At 38.6% G+C, this 14235-nt stretch carries 14 protein-coding genes; 5 read left to right on the plus strand and 9 right to left on the minus strand.

The features are described 5' to 3' along the window. Positions 1-136: 136 nt before the first annotated feature. The 3 genes from QQK06_RS06980 to QQK06_RS06990 all read right to left on the minus strand — a co-directional run bounded on the left by QQK06_RS06980 (position 137) and on the right by QQK06_RS06990 (position 4431). A complete protein-coding gene (locus QQK06_RS06980; RefSeq protein WP_284243945.1) occupies positions 137-2347 on the minus strand; it encodes an ATP-binding protein in 2211 nt (736 codons plus the stop codon). 794 nt (positions 2348-3141) lie between these two features. Further along, the gene (locus tag QQK06_RS06985) at positions 3142-3909 is read right to left on the minus strand and encodes an EAL domain-containing protein (protein ID WP_284243946.1); all 768 of its coding nucleotides are present in this window, start codon (positions 3907-3909) and stop codon (positions 3142-3144) included. A gap of 345 nt (positions 3910-4254) precedes the next feature. Further along, on the minus strand, positions 4255-4431 hold the full coding sequence (locus QQK06_RS06990) for a hypothetical protein (RefSeq protein WP_284243947.1): 177 nt from the start codon (positions 4429-4431) through the stop codon (positions 4255-4257). 221 nt (positions 4432-4652) lie between these two features. Between QQK06_RS06990 and zur the strand changes: the two genes are divergently transcribed. The 5 genes from zur to QQK06_RS07015 all read left to right on the plus strand — a co-directional run bounded on the left by zur (position 4653) and on the right by QQK06_RS07015 (position 9094). Beyond that, positions 4653-5087 (plus strand): zinc uptake transcriptional repressor Zur, encoded by a 435-nt coding sequence (gene zur, locus QQK06_RS06995; protein WP_284243948.1) that lies wholly within the window; start codon positions 4653-4655, stop codon positions 5085-5087. 130 nt (positions 5088-5217) lie between these two features. Beyond that, positions 5218-7566 (plus strand): M1 family metallopeptidase, encoded by a 2349-nt coding sequence (locus QQK06_RS07000; RefSeq protein WP_284243949.1) that lies wholly within the window; start codon positions 5218-5220, stop codon positions 7564-7566. A 2-nt stretch (positions 7567-7568) separates the two neighbouring features. Then, complete coding sequence (locus QQK06_RS07005) at positions 7569-8063, plus strand: DUF6702 family protein (protein ID WP_284243950.1); 495 nt, start codon at positions 7569-7571, stop codon at positions 8061-8063. 83 nt (positions 8064-8146) lie between these two features. Beyond that, complete coding sequence (locus tag QQK06_RS07010; protein ID WP_284243951.1) at positions 8147-8611, plus strand: chemotaxis protein CheX; 465 nt, start codon at positions 8147-8149, stop codon at positions 8609-8611. Between the two features lie 54 nt (positions 8612-8665). Further along, positions 8666-9094: a secondary thiamine-phosphate synthase enzyme YjbQ gene (locus tag QQK06_RS07015; protein ID WP_284243952.1), complete on the plus strand. Its 429-nt coding sequence runs from the start codon at positions 8666-8668 to the stop codon at positions 9092-9094. A gap of 7 nt (positions 9095-9101) precedes the next feature. Here QQK06_RS07015 and alr read toward each other — a convergent pair whose 3' ends face one another. From alr to rpmE, 6 genes are all read right to left on the minus strand, one after another. Continuing rightward, the gene (gene alr / locus QQK06_RS07020; protein ID WP_284246593.1) at positions 9102-10187 is read right to left on the minus strand and encodes an alanine racemase; all 1086 of its coding nucleotides are present in this window, start codon (positions 10185-10187) and stop codon (positions 9102-9104) included. Between the two features lie 12 nt (positions 10188-10199). Next, complete coding sequence (gene dnaB, locus QQK06_RS07025; protein WP_284243953.1) at positions 10200-11618, minus strand: replicative DNA helicase; 1419 nt, start codon at positions 11616-11618, stop codon at positions 10200-10202. Positions 11619-11794: 176 nt separating this feature from the next. Next, positions 11795-12748: a DUF4097 family beta strand repeat-containing protein gene (locus QQK06_RS07030; protein WP_284243954.1), complete on the minus strand. Its 954-nt coding sequence runs from the start codon at positions 12746-12748 to the stop codon at positions 11795-11797. A gap of 13 nt (positions 12749-12761) precedes the next feature. Beyond that, on the minus strand, positions 12762-13259 hold the full coding sequence (locus tag QQK06_RS07035) for a hypothetical protein (RefSeq protein WP_284243955.1): 498 nt from the start codon (positions 13257-13259) through the stop codon (positions 12762-12764). Positions 13260-13263: 4 nt separating this feature from the next. Beyond that, positions 13264-13830 (minus strand): RNA polymerase sigma factor, encoded by a 567-nt coding sequence (locus QQK06_RS07040; protein WP_284243956.1) that lies wholly within the window; start codon positions 13828-13830, stop codon positions 13264-13266. Positions 13831-13984: 154 nt separating this feature from the next. Beyond that, the gene (gene rpmE, locus QQK06_RS07045; RefSeq protein ID WP_284243957.1) at positions 13985-14197 is read right to left on the minus strand and encodes a 50S ribosomal protein L31; all 213 of its coding nucleotides are present in this window, start codon (positions 14195-14197) and stop codon (positions 13985-13987) included. Positions 14198-14235 lie beyond the last annotated feature (38 nt).

Raw genomic sequence — 14235 nt, forward strand, 5'->3', positions numbered from 1 at the left:
ATTATACATTAAGAATAAGAAGAGTTTTGAAAAAGCTGATAGGGAAATTGATTTTCTTCTGTTACTAGAAAATCAATTACTCGGTTCCAATTGACTTTTGTTTATTAAGTTAATTCTTTCAGCTCCATTGCTGACATTAATCTGTATCTGATAATTGTTTTATGTTTTCGTATAGCTCATAGAGCCTATGAGCTGACATATCTAAAATAGGTTCATACATAAATGAGTTTAGATGAATGTTTTCAGGCGTCATTAAATTAACTTGGTCTAACAATTCGATAGTGGTCTGCTCATTTTGAAATAATGCAGAGTATTTGTCGAACAACTCTCTTGTTTGGTTCGAAGCTATAGATTGGACAAATGCACTATCATTTATGTTTGCTATCATAAAAACTTCTGCTTTTAGTCTAATGCCCATTGCAATTATCACTTTATATTCAAGCTCTGGGGTTTCATTATTGCCTTGAACAAGCTGGTCACATTGTTGATAAATTTTATCAACAATAATGTCATTAGGATTTTGTAGAGTTAATTTTGGTTTATCATTAAATATATCTCTGTAAATAGTTTGCAAATCAATAACTTTGATGTCTCTACTATCTGGCTTCAAATGCAACAAAGAGGTTAGTCGATTGTAATGGCTTTTATCACCTGTAAAACCACAATATTCGGTTAAATTTCTAACAAACGGTATGCTTGCAAGCATAAATGCAACGTTGTTATGCATTTGCTTCTTCCAAGCAGCAAAAACATCGTTTTGATATGTTTCTCTCTTCAACTCAATACATGTTGTTGTTTTAGTCGCAATAATTCTTTTATTTCTCGCGTCATCACTTTTACTTCCGATTAAACGGCTACCGATAATGCGATGAAAATCAAAATTATGAGTTAGCAACAATAAATTAAAATGAGCGATATTTGAAATATCACGAAGATATTCAACAATTGCGTATTTATTCTTGTAGTCAAATGAATCAGCAATATCATCAATTACGATTAAAACTGGGGTCGGCTGCTGCTTTTTAACTTCAAGCTCAAATAATACATTTAGTATATATAACGCCCGCTTTTCACCTTGGCTAAGTGCCTTCATTAAACTTTCTTGATTTACTTTTTCTAGCGAATCTCGACCATCGTCAAACTCAAACAGAATACTTGGCGCTTGACCGTTTAAAATAACTTCATCTTGGTTGTTGATACTAAGTTTAAATGGCACTGTAAAACGTTTATTAAAGAGTTCAACTACAGTAGCCCAGATGGTTTGCTCAGTTTTAGCCTGATGGATAATATTTTCGACTAGCTGCTGATTTTGCTTATAAGTAGCGACTAAATCGTCCCATAAAGCTTGTTGAGCTTGCAAATAACTTTTGATAACTAGCTTTTTGAATTCAGGTATATCTTGATATTCTTTAAGTAAAGTCTGATTTTCAGTAATAAAATCTCTAAATGCAGATGTATCTTTAGCCTTTAACTTATCATCGATTTTTGCAAATTGCTGCTTAAGTTCATCACTATTAAGCACCTTTTCTTGTTCTGCTTGCAATATCGCATTGAGTTCATCTAGGTTTTTGGCTAACTGTGGCTTACCTTCAACTGAAATATTGACGCTATGCTCAGCATTAAAAAAGTCAGCATCGCGAAGACTCTTAGACACCTCACCAGCTCTCTGATGGTTAAAACTCTTCGTCAATACACTCGATTGTTCAATTAACTTGTCATAAGTATCGACGTAGCTCGTTAGCTCTTTTGCAAAATCACCTTTAGCAATTACCGCGAGTACTTTGTCATTAAATAAATCACCAAATTTATAATCTGCGTAAATGCTGTAATCAGGGAATGTGTGTTGGTGAAGCTCGGCTAATAGGGTTAAAAAGTCTTTCTCAGACTTATTAAAAATTTCACAAATAACAGTTGGAAAAGAATTTACCGCAACGCCTTTTCTGCCGGCTTGCTTAGCCAATGCTTTTATTAACGTGGTTCGCTTTTCATCGACTTCTTTTAAGGCGGTATCGTACTGTTGCTTAAGGTTCTCATTAACCAATAATGTCGATAATTGTTTGGAACTATAACTTTCATTGTATGACTCAATGATCATTAGCTGTTCAGCTGCAACATCGACATTATCTATTTGAATATCTCTAACTGTATTACGTTCCGGAAAGATCAAATCCTTCGTGTCGTCGTTGTTAACAACATCTATAAAGGTTTTTGCAAGTGATGTTTTTAGCGTGCCATTAGGTGCATATAAAGAGTTAACACCATTGTTATACGCTGATTTAGTAAAATCGAACTCTTTATTTAGGCGGTTGATACCGTAACAATTTTCTAATGCTAATGTTAATTTCATACACGTCCTTGTTTACAGCTTAAAAGCTGAACCTTCAGTTATTTTATATTTATTGTCTATAGCTAGGTGGTTTTCACTATACCCACCATTAACCATATTGACTTTAACTCCAATAGATAAAATTTACGAATATATTTATATTACTATTGAGCGATTACTTAGCATGATAACCACTAAAAACTTTTAAATATAAATGGGTCGGAATAGTAGATTTTGACTTTTTCAGTATCAGCACTTGCCACATATCTATAACTATCATATTTGATTACATCCTAAGATCTAATCCGATATATAAAGTTAAAAATAGTACTCCAAACTTACATGAAACAGCCCTTTAAAACATGCACGTTCAGTCACCCTCAACATCAATCGGTCACCCCACAGGACTTCCTCACTAGCTCACACCCTTTGATAAACCTAGAAAGCAGTCCAATCCAACATGGGCGCGACAGAAAGTTTATGAGAAATCATATGATTAACAACAAAACCTATAGATTAAAATCGAGTTCAACCATTGAAAACAAGGACTGAAATATGGGTGAATTATACGAGTTTTGAAAGTATTAAACAAAGAAAATCAAAGATAATGATTGGACGGATAGCTGTTTCGTTATTGCTTCAGAAGAAATATAAAATTAATGCTTTTTTGATAAAATAATCATATTAAAAAACAAATAAGTTTTGCTCTAAGTTTAATAGTTTCAATTTCAAAGGTAAGCCACCACCATAGCCAACTAACTATGCTAACCTTTTATCTAAACATGATTTAAAGGCAAAATACAAAACGCTTTGCTTTATAAGTTTTTTAGATCAACCTCAGGGAGACATTCAAATCCAGGCTTTGCAAAAAGATATCCTTGCATTAACGAAATACCAGCCTCTTGTAACCACTCCTTCTCTGCTTGTGTCTCAATGCCTTCTGCTAGTGGAGTAATATTAAGCTCCTTGAATAGGTTCAAACAGTTTTTTATTATTTTTTGTCGAGGTTGGTTTTTATCAATATTACGTATAAGTTCCATATCTATTTTTATTATGCTTGTTTGAAATTCAGCTAACAATCCTAAGCCAGAATAGCCCGAACCAAAGTCATCAATGGCCGTTTTAAACCCTAAACTCCCATAATAGTCAACGATACTTTTAACGAAGTCACTATCCTCAATTTTTTCAACTTCAGTAAACTCGAACATAATATTATTGATAGGAAAATCGTATTTTTTTGCTGCTTCTATAGTCGTTCGAATGCAACGTTCTGGCTTGTAAACTGCTTTCGGAAGGAAGTTTATGCTAAGCATTGAATTAAGTTGTAGTTTAGCAGCCAACTGAATGGCTTTAACCCGACAATATTGATCAAACAAATAGCGGTTTTCATTATTCACTTTAGATATTACTGAATAGGCAGGCTCATTATTTAGTCCACGAGCCAAGGCTTCATATCCAAATATTTGTTTCGTTTGGCAGTTCACAATTGGCTGAAAAGCCATCGTAAAATCAAAATCTAGTCGATTTCTATCTAGACAGTTTTCACAAGAAAACCTGTCTAATACATCGATACGCTCATCCACACAATGCCCTCCTGAAATAAAAAAACAATCATTTCATTCTAATTTTAATCTTTAAGAGTAGCTCATAATCCAGCAGGAGAAACATTTTTCTATTGGCTCATATACAAAAATAGAATCAGCGCTGACACGACTCTATTGATTAATCACAAGGCTCAGTAATTCCGACTTTCATGGATACCTGCTCGATCATTGTTAAAAAGAAATTGAAGGCAGCAGAGAGTGGCAATAAGAAAGTTTATTGAGTTATCGCTGGAAGAGCTACTTGCGGTTAAAGTAGAGGTCGCAACTAAAACCGAACGAACCAAAAACCAAGCTAACTTTTTACCCCTATGAAAATACAGCTACCTAGCCATTAATGAAAAGTTTTTCACTTCTTTCCATAGAGTTAAATAGGTTGTATTTCGTTTCAGTATTCCATATTTGCACTAGGTTATGAAATTCATTTATTTCGGCTTGGCTCGCTTTGTCATGGATAACTTTTTCAGCGAGATAATTGAAGTGATCAAAATCGTCCTGATTCATCGTTACATCTCCTTGTAATATCTTTACTTAATATGGTTCATTTTACGAAAAAAGCAACACCTTAAATACTGCTTTTTAAAACATCGATACGACTTACTCCATAAAACAACTCAGCAAATAACAGTGACCTTAATAAATCCACAGCACCAAGTTTAACTTTTGCTCACTATATTGATATTATGCCCTTAATGCCTGTTATTTCATTACGGACAACAACGTCTATGACACCTGAACAACTATTGGAACAAGCGAAGAAAACCTGCCAAAAGCGAGGTGCCAGGTTTACCCTCGCCCGTGAGCAAGTATTTACTTTGCTCACAAAGCATGACGGAGCTATAGGTGCATACGAACTACTAGATCAGCTTAAAGCAGTAGATCCAGCAGCAAAACCAGCTACCATCTACCGCGCTTTAGACTTTTTAGGGCAACAAGGCTTTGTTCATAAAATTGAATCTATTAACGCCTTTGTTCTTTGCCACCACTTTGGTGATTGCAACCATCCAGTACAATTGCTGATATGTGACCAATGTGGTCATGTCGAAGAAATTCAATCCAATGATTTTGATAGCGCATTACGAGCAATGGCCACTAACAAAGGCTTTACTATTAGCCATCAAATTATTGAAGCACATGGTGCCTGTCAAGCATGTCAATAAACACAAACAATTAAACGTAATTTTTATACCATTCACCGCACTAGCACTAGTGAGCGCTAACTTAAAATTGCGCGTTATGGTATAACCGAGCGTTACAAAATTTTACAACCACCTTAAAGATGGGAAATCTATGAAAATATCAATAAAATCTGCTTTATTGTGTTTTGCCGTAGCAAGCATAGGGAATGTTTATGCTAAAAACACAATAGATGATGACAAATTTAGGCAGTTAGAAGAAATATTACCAACCCCAAACACTTATAGAACAGCCTCCGGTGCACCGGGCCATCAGTATTGGCAGCAACAGGTAAACTACGAAATTGACATCGCTATTGATGATAATACTCAGCGCTTAACCGGCTCTGAAACCATTCATTACGTCAACAATTCACCAGATACGTTGAGATATATCTGGTTGCAACTCGACCAAAATGTTCATAAGCGTAATTCCATTACCAATGGCATGAAAAACGCACCAAAGAAAAAAGTCACTTATAAAGGCATGCGCAATGCTGTAGAAGCAGATAAGTTTGATGGTGGTTATCAGATCACAAAAGTCACTGATGCCAGTAATGATGCAATGCGTTATACCATCAACAACACCATGCTGCGTATCGATTTAGATCAACCACTAAAACCAGGAAAAAGCATCGAGTTCAATGTTGACTGGAACTATCAGTTACATGAGCAGAAAGTACTAGGTGGCCGTTCGGGTTATGAGTATTTTGAAAAAGACGACAACTACTTATATGAAGTTGCGAGCTGGTTCCCGCGCGCTGTTGCCTATTACGACGTTATGGGATGGCAAAATAAGCAATTTATCGGCAGTGGTGAATTTACCTTAGAATTTGGTAACTATGATGTAGAGATTACCGTACCAGCCGATCATATCGTTGCTGCAACGGGTGAACTTCAAAATGCATCAAAGGTTTTAACCAAAACCCAACGTCAACGTTTAGCCACAGCTAAAACGGCGAAAAAGCCAGTATTAATCGTCACCCCTGAAGAAGCATTAGAGAACGAAAAATCTCGTGCAAGCAAAACCAAAACTTGGCATTTTAAAGCAGAAAACGTTCGTGACTTTGCTTTTGCGTCCAGCCGTAAGTTTATCTGGGATGCTCAAGGCTATAAAAAAGACAGCACTGACACTATGGCGATGTCTTTCTATCCGAATGAAGGTAACCCGCTGTGGGAAAAATATTCCACTGAAGCCATCATTCACACCATGCAACAATACAGCAAATATACCTTTGACTACCCTTACCCCGTTTCTATTTCAGTCAATGGTCCAGTTGGTGGCATGGAATACCCGATGATCACCTTTAACGGTCCGCGCCCGACATTAGACGAAGAAACAGGTGAAAAAACCTATTCACGTCGTACTAAATACGGTTTAATTGGTGTAATTATCCATGAAGTTGGTCACAACTATTTCCCTATGATAGTTAACTCTGATGAACGCCAATGGACATGGATGGATGAAGGTTTAAACACTTTCGTGCAATTTTTAGCAGAACAAGCCTGGGAAGAAAACTATCCATCGCGTCGTGGTCATGCGGCAAAAATTACCAACTATATGAAGAGTAATAATCAGGTACCGATTATGACCAACTCAGAATCAATCCTGCAGTTTGGTAATAATGCTTATGGTAAACCAGCAACCGCATTAAATATATTACGTGAAACAGTAATGGGTCGTGAATTATTCGACTTTGCCTTTCGTGAATATGCCCAGCGCTGGAAGTTTAAACGCCCAACCCCAGCAGATTTTTTCCGCACCATGGAAGATGCTTCAGCAGTTGATTTGGACTGGTTCTGGCGTGGCTGGTTCTACACCACTGACCATGTTGATATAGCACTAGGAGATATTCATTTATATCGTCCAAACAGCCAAAACCCTGATACAGAAGAAGCGTGGGAACGTGCGTTAGAAAATGAAAAACCAACGTTTATTAGCGACCTGCGCAATAAAGGTCATTGGTTAAGAACAAATGAAAAGCCTGAGTTATTAGACTTTTACAATGAACATGACCAGTTTACCGCCACAAACGCTGATCGTAACAGCTATAACAAAAAGCAAAAGAAATTAAAGCAATGGGAAAAAGACCTGTTAGTTGATGACAGAAACTTTTATATCATTGATTTTAAAAACAAAGGCGGTCTACCTATGCCGATTCTGCTTGACCTGACTTATGCAGACGGCAGCACAGAACATGTACGTTTACCTGCGGAAATTTGGCGTAAAAACTCAGATAAAGTGTCAAAACTATTTATCCGAGAAAAAGAGCTGACAGCTATTGCCATCGATCCTAACTGGGAAACAGCTGATACTGACGTCAATAACAACTATTGGCCAGCTCGCCCAATTAAATCTCGTTTTGAACTCTATAAACGTAAGAAGCAAGATATGATGCGTGATTACAATGAAGAGCTAAAAACAGACGACGATAAAGACAACAAGAAAAAAGAAGATAAGTAACAATGCAAACTAATGCATTAAAAATTTTCTTTATCTTGTTTATTTTTGGGCATTGTGCATCCGCCTTTGCCCATAAATACTTCTTTGGATTAACAGAAATGTCTGTTAATCCAAGAACTAATAATATAGAGATTATCCATCAGTTCACCGCGCATGATCTAGAAAATGTCATCGCTGAAACGAGACAAGAACACTTCTCACCAGAACATGCTAGCTATGAAGATTATATTCAACATTACTTCAATCAGCACTTTCAACTAAAGTTTAAACAACAAGCTATTCCATTAACCTGGATCGGCCTGGAAATTGTTAATGGTCAAATGTTTATCTACCAGGAAGCGGTATTTCAAAATAATTTAGCCGGATTAGTGGTAAAAAATGACTTACTCGTCGATACTTATTACAAACAAGTAAATACTGTGAATTATCAAGACTCTGTATTATCAGGTAGCTTAACCTTTACCGAGTCTAAGCGAGTAGGTATTATCGAGAAATAATAATTAGTATTCATTGATTTACATTTTGCCGTTTAACGTGCAAAATCAGGATACTAGTACGAACCAAGGTTTTGAGAATATTCATGAATGTAGAGTTTATTAACCCATTTTTATCGTCAATGCTCAACGTTATGGCAACCATGGCTCAAATGGAACTGACGCCGGAAAAGCCAAAGTTGAAAAAAGATCAAAATGCTATGGGGGATGTATCAGGCCTTATTGGTATGGTGAGTGAACAAACCAAAGGTTCGTTATCTATTACATTCGATGGCCCGTTGGCATTAGCTACTATGAAAGGCATGGTAGGTGAAGCGCCTGATGAAATAAATGAAGAAATCACTGATCTGGTAGGCGAAATAACCAATATGGTCACAGGTGGTGCTAAACGTATGCTAAGTGAAAAAGGCTTCGAGTTTGATATGGCAACACCTATGGTAGTCTCTGGAAAAAATCACACAATTCAGCATAAAGCAGACGGACCAATTGTTATCATTCCGCTAAACTCTCCTCATGGTAAAGCCTATATCGAATTTAGCTTTGATAAGTAACTGTTCTTCATTCAACCCCAACCAGGCTTAATCCGTTAAAGAATATTTGCTAATATGTGGCTGCAAAAAACTCTCCAACTTAAAAGCAAGCGGCGTGGCTTTCACCTGATCACCGACGAAGTGTTACTAGAACTACCTGAGCTAGCACAAATTAATATTGGCATTTTACACCTGTTTATTAAACACACTTCGGCATCACTGACGATAAATGAAAATGCCGATCCTACGGTTCGCTCTGATATGGAAGCACATTTCAATCAGTTTATTCCAGAAAACGCCCATTATTATCAACACACCTATGAAGGCTCTGATGACATGCCTGCCCATATCAAGGCAAGTACCTTAGGAAATAACGTTACCATTCCGATTAAAAATGGCCAGCTCAATATTGGTATCTGGCAGGGAATTTACTTAGGTGAGCACAGAAACCGCGCTGGGCAACGCTCACTAGTAGCGACAATAAACGGTGAAAGCAGCGAATAGCTCGGCTTTAACTAACTGCTATTTGCACTCGTCGGGTTATATTACACAATAGCTCATAAGGAATAGTAGTTGCCCAGTCAGCGATTTCTTTAACCGGCAAACCTTCACCCCATAAAGTCGCAATATCGCCGACCTTATCCTGACTGTTAATGCCTAGATCTACCGTGATCATATCCATAGATACTCGACCAACCAAAGGCACCCGTCGGCCATTGATCAATACTGGCGTACCATTTTTAGCGTGTCTGGGATAACCATCACCATAGCCTATCGCAACAACGCCAATAATGGTGTTCTGCTCACTATGCCAAGCGCCGCCGTAACCAACATATTCGCCTTTCGCTAATTTTCGTGTTGCAATTAAGCTTGACTGCAACGTCATTACTGGGCGAATGCTATGATCATTTTGATTTTGCATTGGCGAAACGCCATAAAGCATCAGGCCTGGTCTTATCCATTGATAATGGGAATCTGCCCAAGCAGCAACTCCAGCAGAATTTGCCATACTACGTTCAGCATCAATTCCTTGGGTAATGCGATTAAATAAATTGATTTGTCGTGCCGTCACCGGATTAGTTAAATCATCCGCACAACCTAAATGACTCATCAGCACAATATCATTTTCTACATTAGCACTTGCTTTTAGGCTCTGATAATAGTGGCTAAATTCTTGAGGATTTATACCTAACCTATGCATACCTGTATCTACTTTCAGCCAAACTTTCAGTGGTTGACTCAAGACGAGTTGCTTATCACAAAGGGCTGCTAATTGTTGTTCATTATGTACTATGGTTTGCAGGTTATTAACCGCGAGTAAAGCTAGCTCATTACTATCAAAAAAACCTTCTAATAAGACAATCGGAGTGATCACCCCTGCGGCTCTTAATGCTAATGCTTCATCAATTCGAGCGACACCAAAAGCATCAACACTCTCATGATTTGTCTGTAATGCCTTGGCAATACGTTCTAAACCATGACCATAGGCATTGGCCTTAAGCACCGCCAGCACCTTACTATCTGGCGCTTGAGCTTTAACGTGTTGGAGATTATCAGCTAAGGCATTTAAATTGATATGCGCCGTTGCTGTCTTAATACTCATCGTAGTTTAATCTTCTTCCAGCACGTGAGAACCGGCGTAATTATCAAAACGGGAAAACTGTCCCTGGAAGGTCAATGGCACACGACCAATAGGTCCATTACGCTGTTTACCAATGATTATTTCAGCCATACCTTTAAATTCAGAATCATCGTGATAAACCTCATCACGATAGATAAACATGATCAAATCCGCATCTTGCTCAATCGAGCCTGATTCACGCAAATCTGAGTTAACCGGGCGTTTATCCGCTCGTTGCTCCAAGCTACGGTTTAACTGAGAAAGTGCGACTACCGGCACTTCCAGCTCTTTTGCCAACGCTTTTAATGAACGAGAAATTTCTGCGATTTCTAAGGTTCGGTTATCTGCAAATTGAGGTGCACGCATCAGTTGAAGATAATCAATCATGATCATACTTAAACCGCCATTATCACGCGCAATACGGCGTGCACGCGAGCGTACTTCTGTTGGCGTTAAGCCGGCGGCATCATCGATAAACATTTTGCCTTTTTCAATCAGCAGGCCCATAGTTGATGATAATCTCGCCCAATCTTCATCGCCTAATTGTCCGGTACGAATTTTGGTTTGGTCAATACGACCCAGTGATGCTAGCATCCTCATCATAAGCTGCTCTGAAGGCATCTCTAAACTAAAAATAAGTGCGGGTTTGTCTTCGGTCATTGCGGCATTTTCTGCCAAGTTCATAGCAAACGTTGTTTTACCCATCGACGGACGAGCGGCTACGATAATTAAATCAGAAGACTGCAAACCAGCAGTCATTTTATCGAGATCAGAAAAGCCGGTAGAAACTCCGGTAACACCATCGTGTGGCTGCTGATATAACTTTTCAATTCTATCGACAGTTTTTTCCAGCACCGAATGAATATTTTCCGGTCCTTCAGATTTATTAGCCCTTTGCTCGGCAATAGCAAAAACTTTGGTTTCCGCTAAATCTAATAAATCAGCACTGGTTCGCCCTTGCGTATCAAAACCTGCTTCGGCAATTTCATTGGCCACACTGATCATTTCGCGAGTAACCGCACGTTCACGAACGATCTCTGCATATGCTGTTATATTTGCGGCACTTGGCGTGTTTTTCATCATCTCTGCGAGATAAACAAAGCCGCCAGCGTCGTCCAATTTTTGATCGTTTTCCAGTGCTTCGGATAAGGTGATCAGGTCAACAGGTTCACCTAACTCAATCAGGCCACCAATGGTTTCATAAACCACACGATGTGCACGGCTATAAAAATCTTGAGCAACGACACGTTCAGCAACGCGGTCCCAAGCTTCGTTATCCAGCAACAGGCCACCTAAGACCGATTGTTCTGCTTCTAACGAATGGGGAGGAACTTTTAAATTTTCAACCTGCTGATCATGCGCTGCATTGCTGTTTCTTGAAAATTTGGCGAGTTTACGATCTGCCATTCAGATACCTGTATTACGTGCTTCAAACTAAACGGCGAATATATTTCTAACCGAAAAAACCTGAGATTAATAGAATGACTATTATGTATTAGATAGTAGAAATTTTAAAGCAAATAAGTAGCAAACTTAAAGCAAACATAGGTGGTATGTTACCACCTATGTTTAAATACTAGCGGCTAATCCTCTCGTACCACAATACGGCCACTGACAGTTGTTGCTTTCACTGAAGCACTGCCATTACCGGTAGTAAAGCGTAGTTTGGCACTCGGGCCATATTTAGCATGCTGTGCCTTATCATTTGTGATGCGATTAATTAACTGGCCACCAGCATTTGCACTCATTTTAAAATTAGCCTGAACCTCATTAGTAAATGCAATATTAAAGTCACCACTAACACTGCTCATTTTTAATAATCCATTCTCATTCAGTGCTAATTGCCCCTCGACCTCACCACTGACGGTGGAAACTTTAAGTTCATCAACATCAGCTAAACTAAAATCAATATCACCGGAGACATTATTAATACGTAACTCTTTAGCAGTCGAACGAGTATTAATATTGCCACTCACCGCTTTCAAATCCAATTGTCCATCCGACTGCTGATCTTTGATATCGCCACTTACCGTTGCCAACCGTATTTTACCTGCTAACCCTTGACTAACAATATTACCGCTGACCGTCGATATATCGATATAGTCTGATAAGTTTTTCGCATCAATATTACCGCTGACGGTTTCTACTTCGCTGTTTTTTGCTAAACCGGTCAAACTAATATCACTGGCGATACCAGCAAAATCAAAACGCATTGAACTGGGTAACTTAACGGTAAAGATAGAGTCATGCTCGCGTCTATGGCCTTTATGCCCGTAGTCTGGTAATACCACTTTAATAATAATACGGTCACCACTACGTTCAAAAACAAACTTTTCCGCTTTGTCTGTTATCTCACCGTCAACTTCTACGCTGTCTTTCTCCCATGCCGTTACCGTCACCTTACCTTGCTGGTTTTCTACACTAACACTGGTCACTCCCTCACTAGGCAAGCTTTTATGCACCTGCTGTGCGGCACAGGTCCCAAACATCATTGTAGTTAGTACAACTACACCTAATTTCACAAATTTTTTCATCATTACCTCTTTACCACTAAATTGTTTGCCACTGTGGGGTATAAAGCTGTTTTAATAACTGAATTTCCTGCTGCTGTGTCCAGCGTAATAGATTCAGTAACTCCTTATTATCGGGATCATTAGCTAACGCATTACTAATCGCGCTACGCGCCGATGACAGTTCATTGAGTTGCTCTTGCATTTCCTTAGGCAGCTCTGACAATTCAGGCTGACCAAAGTTTGTAAGCATGACCTGCTTTTGCTGTTCAAAATCTTTTTCTAACGTACTGACTATCGTTATCGACTCAGGCACATTTCCTTGTTGCGGCGACAATGACAGCCAAGAAACAAGTACAGCGACAACAATTGACGCCGCCCACGCCATAGAAACTACTGAGGATCTTTTCTCTGCCTGTTGCGGCGTTAGTGCAATCGCTTTTTCAATACCACGCCATAAATCACGCTTAGGTTCCATTTCTTTCGGCAGTTGCGCGACTTGTTGCTCAAGTGATTGATCGGATATTACTTTTTTCATCTGCTTACTCACTTAATGATTCTTTCAACAATTGTTTGGCTCGATGGTATTGCGATTTACTCGAACCAACGGCCATGTTTAACAGCTTAGCTATTTCTTCATGGCGGTAACCTTCTACTGCAAATAACACAAATACTAATCTTGCTCGTTCCGGCAACTGCTGAATTTTCGCATCTAATTCACTCGATGCTTTTTCATCGGTTAATTCAACGCTAGCAATTTCAACCTGATGTTCTTCAATACTGAAAATGCGCTGCAGCCAATTTTTCTGTTTACGTAAATGCCCTAAGACAATATGTGTCGCTACGCTGTGTAACCAGGTGGTAAATTTACTTTCACCACGAAAATTGCCAATTTTTTGCCAAAGTTGCACAAACACTTCCTGACAAACATCTTCTGCACTGTCCTTATCCGCTAGCATTCGCCAACACAGGGCATAAACTCTGCGATAGTTGTTTAGATACAATTGATGAAAAGCTTGCTGATCGCCTCGCTGTGCACGCGTGACTAACTCCGCCTGATCATCTCCACTAAACAGCTCTTTTGCATCAATAACTTCTGAATGAACCAAACGTTATAATCTCTATATCTTGGTGATTTAATTTGTTAGATGCAGTATGCAACAAAAGGGTTTAAAGCGGAGAAAAAATTTAATGGATTTTTTTAAGATATAAAAAAAGCGCCTTGCGGCGCTTTTTTCGAAACATTTTACTACCAGCAAGAATTTACTTCTTACCCAAAGCACCAAAACGTTTATTGAATTTATCAACACGACCACCAGTCTCAGCAGCTTTTTGCTTACCAGTGTAGAATGGGTGACATTCTGAACATACATCAAGGTGGATGTCTTTGCCTAACGTTGAACGAGTGTTGATCACGTTACCACAAGAACAATTTGCCTTGATCTCTACATAATTAGGATGAATACCGTCTTTCATGGAAACCTCTAAATAGGCCGTATCGCCACTTAGTCAAC

Source organism: Thalassotalea insulae (assembly GCF_030161395.1).
In the GTDB taxonomy this organism is placed as follows: Bacteria; Pseudomonadota; Gammaproteobacteria; order Enterobacterales; family Alteromonadaceae; genus Thalassotalea_E; species Thalassotalea_E insulae.

Coding starts and splice junctions, on each gene's coding strand:
- QQK06_RS06990 (WP_284243947.1), bottom strand. CDS start 4,431: ATGAATCAGGACGATTTTGATCACTTCAATTATCTCGCTGAAAAAGTT.
- QQK06_RS07010 (WP_284243951.1), top strand. CDS start 8,147: ATGAATGTAGAGTTTATTAACCCATTTTTATCGTCAATGCTCAACGTT.
- QQK06_RS06980 (WP_284243945.1), bottom strand. CDS start 2,347: ATGAAATTAACATTAGCATTAGAAAATTGTTACGGTATCAACCGCCTA.
- zur (WP_284243948.1), top strand. CDS start 4,653: ATGACACCTGAACAACTATTGGAACAAGCGAAGAAAACCTGCCAAAAG.
- rpmE (WP_284243957.1), bottom strand. CDS start 14,197: ATGAAAGACGGTATTCATCCTAATTATGTAGAGATCAAGGCAAATTGT.
- QQK06_RS07000 (WP_284243949.1), top strand. CDS start 5,218: ATGAAAATATCAATAAAATCTGCTTTATTGTGTTTTGCCGTAGCAAGC.
- QQK06_RS07015 (WP_284243952.1), top strand. CDS start 8,666: ATGTGGCTGCAAAAAACTCTCCAACTTAAAAGCAAGCGGCGTGGCTTT.
- QQK06_RS07030 (WP_284243954.1), bottom strand. CDS start 12,748: ATGATGAAAAAATTTGTGAAATTAGGTGTAGTTGTACTAACTACAATG.
- QQK06_RS07005 (WP_284243950.1), top strand. CDS start 7,569: ATGCAAACTAATGCATTAAAAATTTTCTTTATCTTGTTTATTTTTGGG.
- dnaB (WP_284243953.1), bottom strand. CDS start 11,618: ATGGCAGATCGTAAACTCGCCAAATTTTCAAGAAACAGCAATGCAGCG.
- QQK06_RS07035 (WP_284243955.1), bottom strand. CDS start 13,259: ATGAAAAAAGTAATATCCGATCAATCACTTGAGCAACAAGTCGCGCAA.